The 17,663-nt window shown below is 46.4% G+C and carries 19 protein-coding genes; 5 read left to right on the forward strand and 14 right to left on the reverse strand.

The annotated features are described in order from the left end of the window. Nucleotides 1–42 precede the first annotated feature (42 nt). From R6242_RS03945 to R6242_RS03960, 4 genes are all read left to right on the forward strand, one after another. A complete protein-coding gene (locus R6242_RS03945; RefSeq protein ID WP_318424010.1) occupies nt 43–786 on the forward strand; it encodes a hypothetical protein in 744 nt (247 codons plus the stop codon). Continuing rightward, entirely contained in the window at nt 773–2,317 is a 1,545-nt protein-coding gene (locus R6242_RS03950; RefSeq protein ID WP_318424013.1) for a YiiX/YebB-like N1pC/P60 family cysteine hydrolase, read from the forward strand. The genes R6242_RS03945 and R6242_RS03950 overlap by 14 nt, the downstream gene beginning before the upstream one ends. Nucleotides 2,318–2,349: 32 nt before the next feature. Continuing rightward, the gene (locus tag R6242_RS03955) at nt 2,350–3,156 is read left to right on the forward strand and encodes an SGNH/GDSL hydrolase family protein (protein WP_318424016.1); all 807 of its coding nucleotides are present in this window, start codon (nt 2,350–2,352) and stop codon (nt 3,154–3,156) included. 187 nt (nt 3,157–3,343) lie between these two features. After that, nucleotides 3,344–3,880 (forward strand): NAD(P)H-dependent oxidoreductase, encoded by a 537-nt coding sequence (locus tag R6242_RS03960; protein WP_318424018.1) that lies wholly within the window; start codon nt 3,344–3,346, stop codon nt 3,878–3,880. A gap of 21 nt (nt 3,881–3,901) precedes the next feature. On the opposite strand, the gene gspK is transcribed toward R6242_RS03960, so the two are convergent. From gspK to R6242_RS04000, 8 genes are all read right to left on the reverse strand, one after another. Next, nucleotides 3,902–4,822, reverse strand: a complete 921-nt coding sequence (gene gspK / locus R6242_RS03965; protein ID WP_318424020.1) for a type II secretion system minor pseudopilin GspK — start codon at nt 4,820–4,822, stop codon at nt 3,902–3,904. Then, nucleotides 4,819–5,403, reverse strand: coding sequence for a type II secretion system minor pseudopilin GspJ (gene gspJ, locus R6242_RS03970; RefSeq protein WP_318424023.1), 585 nt, complete (start codon nt 5,401–5,403; stop codon nt 4,819–4,821). Before gspJ ends, gspK begins: the two co-directional genes overlap by 4 nt. A gap of 188 nt (nt 5,404–5,591) precedes the next feature. Beyond that, nucleotides 5,592–5,963 (reverse strand): type II secretion system minor pseudopilin GspI, encoded by a 372-nt coding sequence (gene gspI, locus R6242_RS03975; protein WP_318424027.1) that lies wholly within the window; start codon nt 5,961–5,963, stop codon nt 5,592–5,594. Next, nucleotides 5,956–6,456 carry a type II secretion system minor pseudopilin GspH gene (gspH, locus tag R6242_RS03980; RefSeq protein WP_318424030.1) on the reverse strand — a complete coding sequence of 167 codons (501 nt, stop codon included), beginning with the start codon at nt 6,454–6,456 and terminating at the stop codon, nt 5,956–5,958. Before gspH ends, gspI begins: the two co-directional genes overlap by 8 nt. After that, nucleotides 6,456–6,881, reverse strand: a complete 426-nt coding sequence (gene gspG, locus R6242_RS03985) for a type II secretion system major pseudopilin GspG (RefSeq protein ID WP_293937022.1) — start codon at nt 6,879–6,881, stop codon at nt 6,456–6,458. The genes gspH and gspG overlap by 1 nt, the downstream gene beginning before the upstream one ends. A gap of 113 nt (nt 6,882–6,994) precedes the next feature. Then, nucleotides 6,995–8,191 (reverse strand): type II secretion system inner membrane protein GspF, encoded by a 1,197-nt coding sequence (gene gspF / locus R6242_RS03990; protein WP_318424036.1) that lies wholly within the window; start codon nt 8,189–8,191, stop codon nt 6,995–6,997. Between the two features lie 173 nt (nt 8,192–8,364). Continuing rightward, nucleotides 8,365–9,216 (reverse strand): formyltetrahydrofolate deformylase, encoded by an 852-nt coding sequence (purU, locus tag R6242_RS03995; RefSeq protein WP_293937026.1) that lies wholly within the window; start codon nt 9,214–9,216, stop codon nt 8,365–8,367. A gap of 91 nt (nt 9,217–9,307) precedes the next feature. Continuing rightward, entirely contained in the window at nt 9,308–9,661 is a 354-nt protein-coding gene (locus R6242_RS04000) for a hypothetical protein (protein ID WP_318424039.1), read from the reverse strand. Nucleotides 9,662–9,751: 90 nt separating this feature from the next. Between R6242_RS04000 and trmL the strand changes: the two genes are divergently transcribed. Further along, nucleotides 9,752–10,216, forward strand: a complete 465-nt coding sequence (trmL, locus tag R6242_RS04005; protein WP_318424042.1) for a tRNA (uridine(34)/cytosine(34)/5-carboxymethylaminomethyluridine(34)-2'-O)-methyltransferase TrmL — start codon at nt 9,752–9,754, stop codon at nt 10,214–10,216. 61 nt (nt 10,217–10,277) lie between these two features. On the opposite strand, the gene oppF is transcribed toward trmL, so the two are convergent. The 6 genes from oppF to R6242_RS04035 form a co-directional block, all read right to left on the reverse strand. Further along, entirely contained in the window at nt 10,278–11,267 is a 990-nt protein-coding gene (gene oppF, locus R6242_RS04010; protein ID WP_318424045.1) for a murein tripeptide/oligopeptide ABC transporter ATP binding protein OppF, read from the reverse strand. Then, complete coding sequence (locus tag R6242_RS04015; protein ID WP_293937038.1) at nt 11,260–12,252, reverse strand: oligopeptide/dipeptide ABC transporter ATP-binding protein; 993 nt, start codon at nt 12,250–12,252, stop codon at nt 11,260–11,262. Before R6242_RS04015 ends, oppF begins: the two co-directional genes overlap by 8 nt. Before the next feature lie 53 nt (nt 12,253–12,305). Further along, nucleotides 12,306–13,205, reverse strand: a complete 900-nt coding sequence (locus R6242_RS04020) for an ABC transporter permease subunit (RefSeq protein WP_293937041.1) — start codon at nt 13,203–13,205, stop codon at nt 12,306–12,308. Nucleotides 13,206–13,219: 14 nt separating this feature from the next. Then, nucleotides 13,220–14,140, reverse strand: a complete 921-nt coding sequence (oppB, locus tag R6242_RS04025) for an oligopeptide ABC transporter permease OppB (protein ID WP_293937043.1) — start codon at nt 14,138–14,140, stop codon at nt 13,220–13,222. A gap of 140 nt (nt 14,141–14,280) precedes the next feature. Continuing rightward, on the reverse strand, nt 14,281–15,888 hold the full coding sequence (locus R6242_RS04030) for a peptide ABC transporter substrate-binding protein (RefSeq protein WP_318424053.1): 1,608 nt from the start codon (nt 15,886–15,888) through the stop codon (nt 14,281–14,283). A 124-nt stretch (nt 15,889–16,012) separates the two neighbouring features. Then, the gene (locus R6242_RS04035; RefSeq protein ID WP_293937048.1) at nt 16,013–17,041 is read right to left on the reverse strand and encodes a porin; all 1,029 of its coding nucleotides are present in this window, start codon (nt 17,039–17,041) and stop codon (nt 16,013–16,015) included. Nucleotides 17,042–17,663: the final 622 nt, after the last annotated feature.

Raw genomic sequence — 17,663 nt, forward strand, 5'->3', positions numbered from 1 at the left:
TCACTTAATCAAAGACCTAATCTAATTCACATAAGAAGCCGAATGACTCACACCTCCCACTCTGGCTGGCCCGCCCTCAAACCCGCTCTCTACCTTTTTATCTTCCTTGCCCTGCTCATGTTGTGGCACGGCCCGATTGCTCAGCAGGCGCATTATCATGATTTTGCGGATCAGCGTGCGGGCTTGGGCATTGCTAATCTGCATGATGTGCTGTCCAACCTCGGCTTTGCCCTGATCGGGCTATGGGGTTTGCAGCGCAGCAGCTCACAGCAGGGCCTTGCTAAAGCGGGCTGGATGTTTGGGTTTTTCAGCCTACTGCTTACCGCAGCAGGCTCGGCTTGGTATCACCTTGCACCTGATGATACGCGGCTGATTTGGGATCGAATTCCGATTGCCCTTGCTTGTGCGGGGTTTTTATCAGCGCTGGCCAGCCAACTGCATGGCAGGCTCAAGAGCACGTGGTTTATTCTTCCCTTAGCCTGCTGGGCCGTTTTGTCTGTGGGCTATTGGGTCGTCACGCAAGATTTGCGGCCCTATTTATTACTACAGGCTTTACCGCTGATTTTATTGCCGCTATGGCAGTGGCAGCTTTGCGGCAGGCAGCGCCCTTTTTGGCTGATGCTGGCGGCTAGCTTTTGCTATATTTTGGCTAAAACCGCCGAATTACAGGATCTAATGCTCTTTAACGCCCTGCAGCAGTATTTATCCGGCCATACTTTAAAACACCTTTTAGCCAGCCTTGCCTGCCTATTTATTTTATTTGCGAGCCCTCATGAAACTGCCTGACTTGTTATTCCGCCGTTTTGCCAGCCTGCTGTTATTGCTCACGCTGACTAGCCCTGCTCAGGCGGTAAGTAGCCTGCAAGAGTTTCAGGCCAATATTGCTGAGCTGATCAGCATCCGCACCGAAGCTTACCGCTTTGCCGAGCTGCATCAGATCATCGGCAATAGCGACATCCCCAAGTTAAATCGCCAGCAAAGCGAGCAGTTACGCGGCATTATTCAGCAGTATTTTGCGGTGCGCGCCCGCCTACTGCCCGAAGTAGAGCATATCGCCCCCTGCTTCGCCCTCACCTCCCCCATCCGCCTAAACATACAAAAGCCCAGCACAAATGGTTTACCAGAGCTGTGTGCCACCGCCAAAAGCCGGATGTGGGCACCCTCGCTGAATCCCTACGATGAGATAGGCAAAAAAACACTGCTTGATATTGAACGCGGCTTAGCCGCAGCGCTGGTGCTGATGGATAGCTACGAAATTGCCATTGCGCCCTATGCGCAAAATGCAGAACTGCGCTATCTGCTTAATTACGACGTCAAAAACACCGTACAACTGGATCAATTAATCCGCCAATATCGCTCGGGCGAGGTGCACGCTCAGCTACTGCTGGCCAGCAATTTGCTCGATCAATATTTTAAAATGCAGAGCGAAAGCAGCCAAATACCTGACGCCAATGAGCAGTATTTATATGCTCTAAGCCAAAGCACGGTTTGGTATGTAAATCAGCGCAAAAGCGCCCGGGGCAATCCGTTAGAAGTCACACAATTTATTCTTGAAGACTTTAATCAGCAGCGAAAAGTGGCCCAAAATACCCTCAGCTTTGGTCTGAGTTTTGGCTTTGGCCAAATGGTAGGCCTAGTGCAAACCCGAAATGGCAAGTTAAATCGCCCCGATGCCAGCACCCTAAGCCAACTAGAAAGCGAAATGCGCCCGCTGGATATCCTGCTCGAAAAAACCCCTTTCCGCCTTACCGATAAAATGATTCCAGGCCACTACGGCCATATGGCGCTGTGGCTAGGGTCTGAAGCCGAGCTTAAAGAAATGGGCGCATGGGATGACATCCCTACCCAGTGGCAAGAACAAGTACGTAAAGGCAAACGCATCGTAGAAGCGCTGCGCTCTGGCGTTACCCTAAGCACGCTTGAGCACTTTATGAATATTGACGATCTGCTCGTGCTGCGCGATCAACGCATATTAAGCAAAGACTATCAGCGCACTGCCGCAATCACGGCGGTGCAGCAGCTGGGCAAAGAATACGACTTTAATTTTGACGTCATGACGCACGAGCGCATCGTTTGCTCTGAGCTGGCCTACGTGGTTTTCCCCGATCTTGATTGGCCGCTGGCCCAAACACTGGGCCGCTACACCATCAGCCCAGATAATGTAGCCCAACTGGCAATGGGCGAGATGCCCATCTTTAGCCCTGTAATCATGTACCGTGATGGCAAGCGCGAAGAGGGCCAGTTGGAAGAAAAATTACTGGCGCTCATCTCAAGGGTGAAACACAGCGATGGAATAATCAACAACGCCCACCCATAAACCCAGCGCCCATCCTCAAACAAAGAGAAAAAATGCCCTTTACCAAAGACTCCCGTGAATTTGACGCCTTGGTTCAAGCCAACCCCAAGGCCATTAAAATCTTAGCCGAGGGTGATTCTTGGCTGGCTTATCCACGGCAGTTTTTCTTATTTGGCAAAAATTCTAATATTGTTGATTGCCTAGGAGATAAGCCAGATATTGTGGCTTATAGCAGCTCAGAGAATGGCGACGAGGCGGTGGCCATGCTATGCGGGGAGCAAAAACTCGCCTTAATGAAAAGAATAAAACATACAGATTTTGATGTTATTCTTTTCTCTGGCGGAGGAAATGATTTAGTGGGCCGCTATGATTTTGGCTTTTTCCTGCAAAAAATGACCGGCAATGATTGGCAAAGCTGTATTCGCCATGAGCGGCTTAATAAAAAGCTCAACCAAATCAGCTTAAGCTATGAAGAATTAATCGAGCGGGCATTAGAGTTCTCTAGCAATAAAAAAATTAAAATTATTAGCCACAGCTACGATTATGCAATTCCATCCAAAACAGGCTTTGAGCTATTTGATATCTTCCCCATGTCTGAATCATGGATGTTCCCCTACCTAAGCCAACTTGATATCAATCAGCATGAAGATCAAAAAAGCATTGCTAAATATATGCTGGTTAAATTCCAAGAAATGCTCTTAGCTTTAGAGGCCAAATACCCTCAGAATTTTTATGTAGTTCAAACACAGGGAACACTCAAAGAAAACCAATGGCGCAATGAAATACACCCCACGCCAGAAGGATTTAAAGTTATTTCTGAAATGATCTATAAGAAAATAAAAATGGCGCTTGCTAGCTAAAGCAGGGCTAAATAGCCTTGATTCTTCTGCAGAAGCACTGGCCGTGAATTAAATTTTTCTGTAGGATGGGCAAGCTTTTTTGCCCACGCGGAGCATCCATGCTCATGAGTAAAAAAGTTACCTAGCCTAAGCCACCTTGCGCCATATTTCCAATTCAAACCTAAACTTCATTCAAGCAGAGCATTTCATGGCAAATATCATTGTGCTTTTTTCTAGCTCACGGCCAAACGGCAATACGCGCAATTTTATTAACCAAATAGCCGTACAACTAAAAACGATAGATGTTTCCCTAGATATCATCGATTTGGAGCAATACCATTTCTCTGACTTTGATTATGAGCATAAAAATAAAAACGATGATTTTTCGCCTTTATTTGAAAAAATATTAGCCTACCCAATTATAATTTTTGCTACACCGGTTTATTGGTACGCCGTGCCACCTCAAATGAAACGCTTTTTAGATCGTATTTCAGACTATCTCAGTTTTCCGCAATTATTAGACAAAGGTCGCCAACTAAAAGGTAAAACCGCCTATATCGCGTGTACTTCAATCCAAAAGCAGGCTTCAGAAACCTACCTTAATGCATTTAAAGAAACCTTTGCCTATCTTGGCATGCAATATGGCGGATATATTCATGCCGATTGTAGCGAGGGATATCAAGCAGAGCCGCAAGAAAATGCAATTATAATGTTTAGCCATTTATTCAAAACACACAAGGCCTAGGCTAGGCGATGCATCAAAAGTTCACTTTCTTCTCAGCCATACTATCCGTGGGATTTGATCGGCCTTACGCTCCAGTAGCGCTTGAAAGCTCATATTGACCCGCCCAAAGTGGGCATCGACTTCGCTGATAAAATAGCGGCTTTGCACCGATACTGCATCAGCGGACATGCCGGCTTGTAAGGGCTGCGGCAGGGCAAGCTTGAATTCTTCGATGCTTTTAAAATACTTGCCCGAGCGCTGTGCCACCACGCCACCTGCAGCAGAAACACTCAGCCCTGGAATAATCGCTGAAAGCACTTCAGCACCCGCAAAGTTAACATTGATAGGCGTTGCCTGCGGTAAAACGCTAATCACTGGCTCTAACTTAGCGATCAGCTCTGGGGTAAAGCCACGAATGCGCGATAGGCTTTGGATATCTAACAAGCTGCGATTTGCAGCCCGATACGCCTCTGGCATCGCCAGATATTCCACATCTTCGGCCCCACCGGGATAGCGCGTTAGGCTATCTGTGTCTTGCCAATCCACCAAGGCATTAGCCACATCCAGCGGTAAACCTAGATTTTGCAAGAGGCGCTGAAACGCGGCAAAACCCACCTCGTTAATAACGCCGTTTTGCACCACATTATTGATATTAAAACGTCCTTGCTGCTCTAATAAGCGCCCACCTACCTTACCTGCCTCAACCGGAATCGCAGGAATAGGAATATTCCAAGGCTCTAGCTGATGATCAATTTGATTATTGCGTGCGTCATCTCTTAAAGTAAGCCGTGCAAGATTAATCGAGGCGCGGGCAATGCCACGTGCCTCGGCCAAATCAAATTGATTTTCTAATTGCCGAAACCAAAGCTGCTGCCTCCAAGCAATAGCAACCGCCAATGTAGTCACAAGTGCAGCGGTGAGCACCGCAGTGATAATGGCAACGCCACGTTGTTTATGCATCATGGCAGGGTATAAATCCTTTCAACGCTGCTGTTGTCACTGAGGATGAGCTTGATTTTTACCCCGCGTGGTGGCGTTTTATTATTGCCTGCGGGGGGCCAGCTGGCTTGCCACTGGCTGGCGGTGTCTAAAAAAAACACCTCAAAGCCACGAATATTTTCCAGCAAACTATGCACCTGTGGCTCCGTCCTTGGGCCTAAATCCAGTGCATCCCACAGCAGCAGCTCTAGGCGGCTATCTTGCAAACGATAAGCCACATGAAACGCATCGCGATTACGATCTAAGCGGATCAGCTCTAAAGGTAGATCGCTCTTACGCTCCGGCTTATTGGTGCCACGCAGAGCAGGCTGCTCTACCCCGCCCTGATCTCGCCACGGTCTATCCACCGCTTGGCTGATGTCTTCTTCCATGCGATCAAACACGAGGGATAAATCCCGCCAGCGTTTGGCCTCGGCGTCCAGCGCAGTACGTGTTTGCGCCACAGACTCTAGCCCTTTATAGGAAATCAACGTCACCACACTGAATACCGCCAAAGCGATCAAGATTTCCAGCAGGGTAAAGCCATGCTGCTTAGGGTTTGACACTAACCACTCACTTTAAATACGAGAAGAAAAAACCATTTATCCATAGGTATTACACAAGCCGAATCTTGAACCACAGAGAACGCAGCGGGCAGTTTCACGAAGGAAAGCAATGCCTATACCGCAGGAGTGCTGCTTGCCATGTCCTATTCATCATGGACGCAGCAAGCGGGCCCCTACAAGCTACGCTATCAATGCGGCACATGGGCCAGATAGCTCACCAGCGTGGCTACTGCGTGTTGATTATCATCGCTACTAAATACTTTTATTTCGACACGGCGAAAGCTGCGGTTGGGCGAGCCGCCCGTTTCTACTCGCCAGACAAAATCCATCCCCGCTTGCGACTCTTTGCCCTCGGTAGAGCCAATATCAGGCCATGCACCCAGTGCCGCCAGCTCGTTTAAGCGGTTTTGTGCCACCCAGCCCGCGGCGGTGCGGCTTTTTAACTCGATGGCGTTATTGGTGCTAGATAAAGTGGCTTTCATCGCCGCGCCCATGGCAATGGCAATCACGGCCAGCGCCACCAGCACTTCAATCAAAGTAAAACCTAGGCGCTTACGCATGCGGCATCACGGCAGCGGGCGCAGAAGCATCGGCTTGATGCACTTCAACCCGCCCCATTACATCGCCAATTAAATCTAAGCGGCTATTATTTAAACGCAGCTGCAAAGTAAATGGCGCATTCACACCAGAAGGCTCAAACACTAAACGCTCACCTAAGCGCCGCTCGCGCAAGTTAACAGAAAACCCATCCACCCTGACCTCTTCTAACACTCGAGGATTAAGCAAATCGTGTGCCGCAATGGATTGCCAATTGTTTTGCGCATCTTGCAGCCAAAATTGATAGCCTTGGCCATCGGATGACCAGGCAATGGCCTGCCCACTCGTAATCGCCTCATCCCGTGCCGATTCAAACAATGCAGCAAGGCGGCTGGCTTCACGCTCCACTCTTTGCCCATCGGATAAATCCAAACGCACCACGGCCAAGCCCATGATGATGCCAATAATAGCGAGCACCACGAGGATTTCAATCAAGGTAAAGCCTTGGTGGCGCATTAGTTGTCCCAAGAGCCAATATCCGCATCCGTGCCTTCGCCGCCTTGCTGGCCATCGGCACCGTAGCTCATCACGTCGATTTCGCCTTTAATGCCAGGGCTTAAGAACAGATAATCCCCACCCCAAGGGTCTTTAGGCAGCTTTTCTAAATAACCGCCGGTTTTCCAATTATTAGGCAAAGGCGCTGCGCTTGGTTTTTCTACCAAAGCTTTTAAACCCTGCTCGGTGCTTGGATAACGGCCGTTATCCAGCTTATATAATTTTAAAGCCTGCACAATCGAGCGAATATCTTGCTTAGCCGCCACCACTCGTGCTTCATTGGGCCGATTCATAATCTTAGGCACCACCAAGGCCCCCAAAATAGCCAAAATAGTAATCACCACTAAGATTTCAATTAAGGTAAAACCACTTTGTATTTTTTTCATTTTTAAATGCACCCCTTTAAAAAAACAGATTGTCCACGAAAAACACCACGTACACGAACAAAAAACCCCATCATTTCAACCAAATTTGTTCGTGTTTTCCGTGGATAAAGAAATTATTTAACCAATTGATTCATTTCAAATACTGGTAATAAAATCGCCAATACAATCACTAAGACCACGCCACCCATTAATAAAACCATTAAGGGGCCAAGCAAGCCGGTAAAGGTTGAAACACGGTTTTCTAATTCTTGCGTTTGCTGCGCGGCGGCTTTTTCTAGCATATGCTCTAGCCGCCCTGTGGCCTCACCACTGCCAATCAAATGAATCAGCACGGGCGGAAACATTTTGCTGACGGCTAGTGCTCTAGATAAGGTCATCCCTTCGCGCACTTGCTTTGCCGCTTCAGCCACGGCATCCCTCAGCGGCAAGCTGCCCAATACACCGCTTACGGCCTGCATGGCGTTCAATAGGGGTACGCCGCTGCCAACCAAGATGGCTAAGGTGGATGCCAATTGTGCGGTATTGGCGGTGCGCTCAAAGCGCCCAATTAGCGGTAGCTTTAAACGCCAAGCATCAAACTGCCGACGCACTGCTGGTTTTTTTAAAGCGTGCCAGCCAGCAGCACTGGCTATACCCAAAAGCGTAAAGAATATCAGCCCCCAATCCCGCACAAAGGAGCTAGCCCACAGCAGTAAGCGCGTGAGCAACGGCAGCGTTTGCTTGGCGCTTTGAAATACCGTCACCATCTGCGGCACCACCCAAGTCAGCAGCCCCACAATAACCAGTGCCGAAACAAACATCACCACGGCGGGGTAAATAAACGCCAAGCCTACTTTGGAAGCCAAAGACGCACGCGATTCCAAATAATCGGCCAAACGCTGCATCACCGCAGCCGCCTTACCGGACTCCTCCCCTGCACTCACAATGGTGCGATACAGTTCTGGAAACACTCTTGGGTGGCGCGATAAAGCTTGCGATAGCGATGAGCCCGCTAAAATTTCGCTACGCAGCGCGGCGACTAGCTGCTTTTCGCGCTCGACTTCGCTTTGCTCTATCAGCACAGATAGCGCCTGCTCAATCGGCAAGCCCGCATCCAGCAAAGTAGCTAGCTGGCGAGTCAGCAAAGAGAGCTTAGCTGTACCCAGCCCACGCTCGCCTTTTGCCCCATTAGAGGCAATCTCTTCTAGATCAGAAACCCACAAGCCCTGTTGGCGCAGCATACCCTTAGCCAAACGGGAGGTTTCAGCTTCAACCACACCGCGCGCAGCCTTGCCGCTCTCGTTCACTGCACGGTAGCGAAAAGCCGTCATAGCAAAAATCCTATAAACCTAATTGAGTGAACTGGAGTGAGCATTTATTGTTATTTTGAAAGGCACTAAATAGAAAATTAAACCATATAGATAAAAGCAGAATTTATGTATTGAAACAAAGCACTAAACTTATTTCCAGCACATTAATTCTGCCCTTCTTTAACGCCGTCTAATCAAGAAAAAATCACTGTTTTCTTAGAATAAACCAGAATGCGATTTTCCAAATGAGCGCGTACCGCGCGGGAAAGCACCATTCTTTCTAAATCACGCCCTTTGCGTATCAACATATCAACGTCATCGCGATGCGAAATACGCATCACATCTTGCTCGATAATTGGCCCATCATCCAATACTTCAGTTACATAATGACTGGTTGCCCCAATTAACTTCACCCCACGAGCAAATGCACGATGATAAGGCTTTGCACCTTCAAATGCAGGTAAGAATGAATGATGAATATTAATCACCCGCTGCGGATATGCTGCAGTAAATTCATGGCTTAATACCTGCATATAGCGAGCAAGCACAATTAAATCAATTTGATTGGCTTCCAGCAAGGCACGCTGAGCTTGTTCAGATTCAACTTTATTATCTTTATTCACACTAATCACATGAAAAGGAATGCCGTAGTAATCTGCCAAACCTCGGCAATCTTCATGATTAGAAATAATCAAAGGAATATCACAGCGTAACTCACCGCCTTTATGCCTATGCAATAAATCAACCAAGCAGTGATCATATTTAGACACAAAAATGGCGACTTTGGGGCGGCAAGCCGATAGAGCCACCGACCAGGTCATTTGAAAGCGATCTGCAATAGGCTGAAATGCGGGTTCAAACGCGCTCATATCTAAAGTAAAGTCAGTAACATCCCACTCTACACGCATCAGAAACAGGCTTTCTGTTTCATCTTGATGCTGATCAGCGTGAACAATATTGGCGTTATAGGTATACAAAAAATTGGCGATTGCTGCGGATAAACCTTTTCTATCTGGACAACTAATCAGTAGTGTTGCGGTATTCATTCAGTGACTCAAGTAAAATCTATTACTAATTCTAACAGCAACCCTCGCCTTAAAACATCACCCCGTTCCATTGCGAGGCGATGTAAATCAATTAAAACATAGCTAAACGCTTTTTTTGCTCTTCTCGGCAAAGCGCAGCTCTTGATTTTCCTGCATTTAGCAGTTGCTCAAATGGGGCACTAAAGCCATGTTTAGGTATTTTTGCCCGCCAAAACAAACCATCATTCGGGACTTCTATCAGTGAAAATGGATAGTCAAACATTGCGGCATAAATCGCCGTACCCACGCCGGCAATACGAGCGGGGTTGAAAGATTGACCATCTGGCCCCATCATCTCGTGATCGATTGCCCTAAAGATAATGGCAATGGTTTCTTCTGCGGTCATCTCATCTAAAATAGCCATACGCGCCGCAGCAAGTAAAATCTCTTCGTGAATCAAGTCCATCGCTCCCCCAGAAAAAAAACATGTGCTTATATTCTGGGTTTCTATTTGTTTAATACAAGGCGTTTCGCCTGCCACCGATCAGCTTACTCTATGTTCCATATCGTACTATTTCAGCCAGAAATCCCGCCTAATACCGGCAATGTAATCCGCCTTGCCGCAAATGCAGGCTGCTGCTTACATTTAGTTAAACCCCTTGGCTTTGAGCTTGAAGATAAGCGCATGCGCCGTGCAGGCTTGGATTACCACGAGTTTTCTACCATGAAGATTCATGAATCATGGGCAGAATGCAAGCAAGCCTTAGAGGGCCATCGCTTGTTTGCCATGACCACCAAAGGCTCAACACGGCACGACCACATTGTGTATGAAAAAGATGACGTTTTTGTGTTTGGCCCAGAAACCCGCGGCCTACCAGAAGAAATCCGTGCAGAATTTGCCGCCGATCGCCGCATCCGCCTACCGATGATGCCGGATAACCGCAGCTTAAACCTATCCAATGCGGTGGCTATTACCGTGTTTGAAGCTTGGCGACAAATGGATTTTGCTGGGGCTTTATAAACTTAGGGGTACAAAATAGAAGGGCACGGCATGCCGTGCCCCTACGTTGCCGTTTTTAAACCTACGCCAACAAGCATGCAGCCTGTGTGACTGGGCTTAATTCACGCAATTTTGGTACTTTATCCGCACACTGCGATTCAGCCTTGGGGCAGCGGGTTCTAAACACGCAGCCTGATGGCGGATTAATCGGGCTAGGCAAATCACCTTGCAAGATTTGAATCACCTTGGTTTTTTCGCGCTCAGGGTCTGGAATAGGGATCGCTGATAGCAGCGCTTGGGTGTAAGGATGACTAGGGTTTGCGTACAGCGCGGCTTTTTTAGCCAGCTCCATTTCGTGGCCCAAATACATCACCAAAATACGATCGCTAATATGCTTCACCACGGCTAAATCGTGAGCGATAAAGATCAGCGCCATGCCCATTTCACGCTGCAATTCTTTAAGCAAATTTACAATTTGCGCTTGAATCGATACATCCAGCGCAGAAACCGGCTCATCACACACAATCAACTTAGGCTTCATAATTAGCGCACGGGCGATGCCGATACGCTGGCACTGCCCACCTGAAAACTCATGCGGATAGCGGTTAATTTGCTGCTCACGCAAACCCACACGCACCATAATCGCTTTTACTTGGGCCATTACTTCAGCTTCAGCGATATCTGGGTAATGCGTTTTTAGCGGCTCAGCAATAATTTGCGCTACCGTCATACGTGGGTTTAAAGACGCCAGCGGATCCTGAAAGATCATTTGGATATCTTTACGCGCCTCTAACCACTCGCTACTACTGGCACCACTCATTTCCTTACCCATCCAGACAATACTACCGCTGGTGGCAGGGATTAAGTTAAGCACTGCGCGGGCCAAGGTTGACTTACCACAGCCTGACTCACCCACCACACCAAGGGTTTCACCTGCGTATAAATCCAGCGATACACCATCCACAGCCTTGAGCTGCTTGCTGGCTTGCCAAGGCCATTTCACGCCCTGACGCACCGAGAAATGCACTTTCAAATCACGAATAGATAGGATAGGTTGACGTGTTTCAGACATGAGCCGCCTCCAACGTTGTTTCAGCCACCGGCTTATGGCAAGCACGCAATACACCCCCCGCAGTAACGGGCAGCAGCAAAGGCAATTCTGTATGGCAACGAGCAAAAGCATGTACGCAGCGCTCGCTAAACGGACAGCCCGGCGGCATATGTGCCATATTCGGTGGATTACCCGGAATGGAGATCAAGCTTTCATTATCGTCATGATCTAGGCGCGGCAATGCCCCCAGCAAACCAATCGTGTACGGGTGCGTAGCATGGTAGAAAATATCGCTAGCATTGCCCTGCTCCATCACTCGGCCACCGTACATCACCAGCACTTTTTCGCAAAGGCCAGCAACCACGCCTAGATCATGGGTAATCATCACGATACCGGTGCCAAAATCACGCTGCAGGTCTTTTAATAGTGCAATAATTTGTGCTTGCACGGTTACATCTAAGGCGGTGGTTGGTTCGTCCGCGATCAATAGCTCTGGCTCGCACAATAGTGCCATTGCAATCATCACCCGCTGGCGCATCCCGCCCGAAAACTCGTGTGGATACATCATCACGCGCCGAGCCGCTTCAGGGATTTTTACTGCATCAAGCAACTCAATCGAGCGTTTTTTGGCATCACGGCGGCTCATGCCCTTGTGCAATTCCAGCACTTCGGTCATTTGACGCTCAACGGTAAGGTAAGGGTTCAAAGACGTCATTGGGTCTTGAAAAATCATCGCTACCCGATTACCACGAATTTTATTAAGCTGCTGCGCTGGCAACTTAAGCAAATCTTGCCCATCAAACACCGCGCTGCCTTGGGTTTTACCATTTTTGGCTAATAAACCCATTAAGGCCAAAACGGTCTGGCTTTTACCCGAGCCAGATTCGCCCACAATACCTAGCGTTTCACCACGATTTAACTCAAACGACACGCCGTTCACTGCGCTTACCGAACCATCATTGGTAGCAAACTGCACACCTAAATCTTTTACGGATAACAAACTCATGACTCGCCCCTCGCCACAACTAATACTGATAACAAACTCATGATGAGGCTTCCTTAGCGGTCTTTCGGGTCAAGCGCATCACGCATGCCGTCACCGATATAATTGGCACAATACAAAGTGGTAGATAACAAAGCCGCAGGGAACAGCAGCAACCACGAGGTGGTTTCCATCACACTTGCACCATCATGAATCAATACGCCCCAGCTGGTCATAGGCTCTTGAATACCTAAACCCAGGAATGACAATACAGACTCAGTAAGAATAACGCCAGGCACCGTTACCGTAGTGTAAATCACCACAATACCCAGCAAATTTGGCACCACATGACGAAAAATAATTTTCCATGTTGGTACGCCAATCGCATGCGCAGCTTCAATATATTCTTTGGACTTAATCGCCAATGTTTGGCCACGTACCACACGTGCCATATCCATCCAGCCAAATACGGTAATGGTTAAAACCACCAAATAGAATTCACGCCCTAATAATGTCACCATTAAAATAGCGATCAATAAATAAGGAATGGCGTACATCATATCGACAATACGCATCATCACCGAATCAACCTTACCCCCCAAAAAGCCAGCCGTAGCACCCCATATTACGCCAATAGCTACGGAGGTTAATGTGGCCAGCACGCCAATCATCAGCGAAATACGCCCGCCAATTAAACTGCGCACCAATAAATCACGCCCTAATTCATCGGTACCGAATAAATGCCAATTTTGAAGTGTTGGGGCCAAACCCATGGCACCAAAATCCGTATCTTCATAAGAGTTAGGCAATACAAATGGCCCCAAAATACAGGCTGCCGTGATAATCAGTAAGATAATCGCGCTGATTACTGCGGCTTTATTCTTAAAGAAGCGACGACGCGCATCCGCCCACGGGCTACGCCCTTCCACCGGCAGACTTTCTAAAGCTGCGGCGAGTTTTTTATTTCGAAACAACATGACAACCTCGCCTATTAATAACGAATTTTTGGATCAAGTAGCGCGTAGGCTAAATCAACCAACAAATTAAGCAATACCGCAACCACGGTAACCAAAACAACCAAACCCAATACCAAGGTGTAATCTCGATTACTTGCGCCATTCACAATCAATTTACCAATTCCAGGCAAAGAGAATACCGATTCAGTCACAACCGCAGCGGTAATCGATGAAATCGCCAAAGGGCCTAAAACAGAAACCACAGGCAGTAACGCAGGCTTTAAGGCATGACGAAATACGATGGTTTTTAAAGGCAAACCTTTAGCACGGGCGGTACGAATAAAATTGCTACTCATTACTTCAATCAAGCTACCCCGCATCACACGCGCAATGGTCGATACATTAATAAAAGTCAGCAAGGAAAGCGGCAAAATAATAAAGCGTAAATTAAATTCATTCCAGCCACCAGCTGGCAGAATGGGAATCCAAATAGCAAATACCAGAATCAATACCGGCCCTAAAACAAAAGATGGAATAGTGCTACCAATATTGCCAATTAACATCACAAAATAATCAACAAAACTATTTTGCTTTAGTGCCGCAGTAATACCTAAACCGACACCAATAATAATGGAGAGCAAGATAGCTCCACCACCAATAGTCAATGAAACAGGCAGCGCAGCAGCAACAAGGTCATTGACACTCCAATCGGCATAGCGAAAAGAAGCACCTAGATCACCATGCAATAAACCTTTTAAATAATAGAGATACTGCTGCCAGAGCGGTAAATCTAAATGATATTTGGCCTGCAGATTAGCGAGCACCGCCTCTGATACTTTACGCTCTGTATCAAATGGGCCACCGGGTGTTAAATGGAGTAGTAAATAGCAAACGGTAATAACCGCCAGCATAGTAGGAATCGTCGCCAGAATCCGGCGAAATGTATAAGACCACATGATGCATCCCCTCTCGTTTGTTACGTAGGCAACAAACATCGTATAGGCGGGCCACTCTATGGCAGCCCTGCTTATACAAAACAACGCCGCTTTGGGTGAAAAACCCAAAGCGGCCACTCTTTAGTTTAATCTTTAGGAGATTAATGCTTAATAATGTAGAACTCTTTAGACAAATAGCGATCAACTGGGTTCTTAGTTGAATAACCACCTACATAAGATTTAACCAAACGCGGCAATGTATATTGCAGCAATGGAATCATTGGGTAATCATCCATAATCAATTTAGCAGCTTGGGTCAGCAGCGCTTTACGTTTAGCCACATCCTGCTGATCATTACCCTGCTTAATTAACTCTTCCGCTTTTTTATTGCAGTTTGCATTGTCATTTTGCGATGAGCCACATTGAACCAAAGTCAGGAATGTAGTGGCATCATTGTAATCCGCCAGCCAACCATTACGTGCAATTTGGAAATCACCATCGTGGCGTTTTTTTAGCAGCACTTTAAATTCAAGGCTGTCTAATTCTGTGTCCAGACCTAGTTTTGTTTTCCATTCAGAAGAAGCAAACAATGCCATTTTCTTATGGTAATCATCGGTATTGTAGGTAAATTTAATTTTTGATCCTGGCTTTACACCGGCTTCAGCAAGTAACTTTTTTGCTTCTTCCACACGCTTAGCCATAGGCCATTTAACCCAGTCATAAGTCGTTACATCAGCACCTTCAAGGCCCTTGATCGTTACGCCGTAGGCTGGAATCTGGCCATCAACGGTTACTTTTTGCGCCAGAATATCGCGATCTAATACCATAGACAGCGCTTTACGTACGCGGATGTCTTTCATCATTGGATCTTTGTTATTTAATGAATAATAACGCAGACCAAGAATCGGGCCATTCTGGATTTCTTTCGGGAAATCTTTTTTCAATTTTTCGTACTGACCAGCAGGCAGCTGATAAACGAAGTCATTATCGCCAGATTGATAAAGCTTCAGCTCCGCATTGCCCGCTTCAACGGGCAAGTAAGTCACGCGAGTCAGTTGTGCATTTTTTGCATCCCAATACTGGGTATTTTTTTCAACCACAATCTTGCTGTTTACTTTCCAGTCTTTTAATAAATAAGCGCCATTGCCTACCATATTGCCGGGCTTAGTCCAGTCTTTACCGAACTTATCAACCGTTGCTTTATGAATAGGGGCAAATTGCGAATTAGCCAATACGCTTGGCAAATAAGCAATGGGATTCGGGGTTTTTACTTCTAGGGTATATTTATCAATTGCTTTAATGCCGAGGGTTGAAGGTGCTTTTTTACCTTCAGCCACTTCAAGGCCATTTAAAACAAAGATGCCATATACAGTGCCATAGGTTGAGGCAATTTTTGGGTCAAGAAAACGCTGCCAGCCGTAAACAAAATCAGCTGCAGTTATAGGATCACCATTAGAGAATTTTGCGTCTTTACGCAAATTGAATACCCAAGTGGTTGGGTCAGTCTGCTTCCAACTTGTTGCCACACCAGGCTGTAAACGGCCTTCGTTGTCGCTAGTGGTTAAACCTTCAAACAAATCACGGGTAATATTATTTGCACCAACGGACTCAGCCAAATGAGGATCAAGTGTTTCCACTTCCGATCCATTATTACGAATCATTTCTTGCTTATCGCTAAGCTTAACGCCAGCAGGCACAGTAGCCGCGAATGCCGCGCCACCTAATGCGAGTGAAAGCGCGAATGTGACTGATTTCATGGTCCAGTTCATTGTGTCTCCTAAAAGGGCGATACCCGTTTGTGGCGGTTAAAATAAGCCACTTCCTCGGTTAAAAGAAGTGGCTTAGATGAAGATACACGGCTTAAACCCGTGTTACATCAGATAAAACGACTACTTAGAATAAAATAATCATACCTGCACTGATTACTTTTGGTGTTTTTGTTAGCTTACCGCTGACACTAGTTTCAAACGCATTTTGATCTTTGTTCTGAATGACAGCACCTTCAACATATAACAATGAAGATTTAGTTAAGTTGTAATCAGTACCAATTTCAAAATGATTGGCCTTAGCTACAACTTTATTCCCACCTTGTTTACCTTCGCCTTGGTATACATAACCTACACGTGGAACCCATTTACCGATTTCGTACTGAGCCATTACGATAGCGCTGTCACGCTTGAACTCGCCACCAGCAAATGCAGCATCTTGCTTTGTGTTTTGGTACAGAGCACCAATTTGCAGGCCTTCAACTGGGAATACTTTAGCGCCCAATAGGTACGAAGTTATTTTAGAGTCAGATTTAACCACCGCACCACCCGTTACACCTTCACGTGCAACGTTTTTCAAACTATTAGTGCCACCATAAATTGCAAATTTAGGATGTGTATAGCTAGCGGTTGCATCATAGCCTTTCTGGCTGCTATCTAATTTTGAAGTGCTATCAATAACTGCATTCACACTTGCTGAAAAGCCACCCCATGTTGGCGTTGTGTAATGCACAGCGTTTTCATGGCGAGTATTGTAAGTGTTGTCGTTAAAGGTGTTTGCCAGAGTGGTATTGCTTTCAAACAAGTCAAAAGTTTCTACCAGTAAATCATAAGCACCTTTGCTTTTACCAAATCGAACAGTACCTAAGTCTTTCGTTTCGATACCGATCCAAGCTTCACGGCTACCGAAAGTGCTTAAACCAGATTCAATTTTCCACAGTAGGTTAGAGCCGTTATCCAGCTTATCAGTACCTTTAAAACCAACACGGCTACCAATATCTTGCAGGGAAAATTTATTTGCCTCACCTGTGCCACTTACAGCATTACCGTAATCAAGTGATTTTTGCGCAATACCGTAAAGTGTTACATCTGCTTGGGCATATGAAACAACGCATAAACTAGCTACGGCCATTGCCAAAATTTTCTTAACAGTCATTTTCAATTCTCCTAAAGGTCAACAAGACCTGCCTTGTGTGCTTAAGAAGATATGCTTTTTTCCCATAGGCTGCCTAGCATGGTCATGACACCCATTTCTTACACAATAGCTTTCATAAAATTTGAAATGAAAACACTTATTGCAATCAAGTATCTTTTCAGCTCATTAAAATACAACACCAAAAAACCGCCCCATTTTGGTGCAAATTAAATCTAGATTGACAAGACAGCCTCCTTCCACTGCTCTCAAACCAGCGAAAGCAGCAAGGAAATATTCACGCAGAGCTATATCCGGCAAAAAAAGCACCGGAAATATGTACCGCCCAATAACGCACCATTTGAGTGCGCAAAAAAAGAAAACATGCTTTAACTAGAAATATACAACACACCAACAAACCAGTAACTTTTACCGTAAAACTTAAATCCAACACTTAAAAGCGCTATTTAGCCGCCGTCAATCAGATTTACCCGAGCATACTGCACAAAAAAACATACAAAAAATACCAAAAAACCCCTAGCAAGTCAGTGAGTCTTTTTTACAACAAAAAAAAATAACCACTAATACAAAATAAAATCAAGACACAAAATACCACAAAACAGCTAGGTAATCACCGTATAACGCC

Source organism: Iodobacter sp. CM08 (assembly GCF_033446605.1).
In the GTDB taxonomy this organism is placed as follows: Bacteria; Pseudomonadota; Gammaproteobacteria; order Burkholderiales; family Chitinibacteraceae; genus Iodobacter.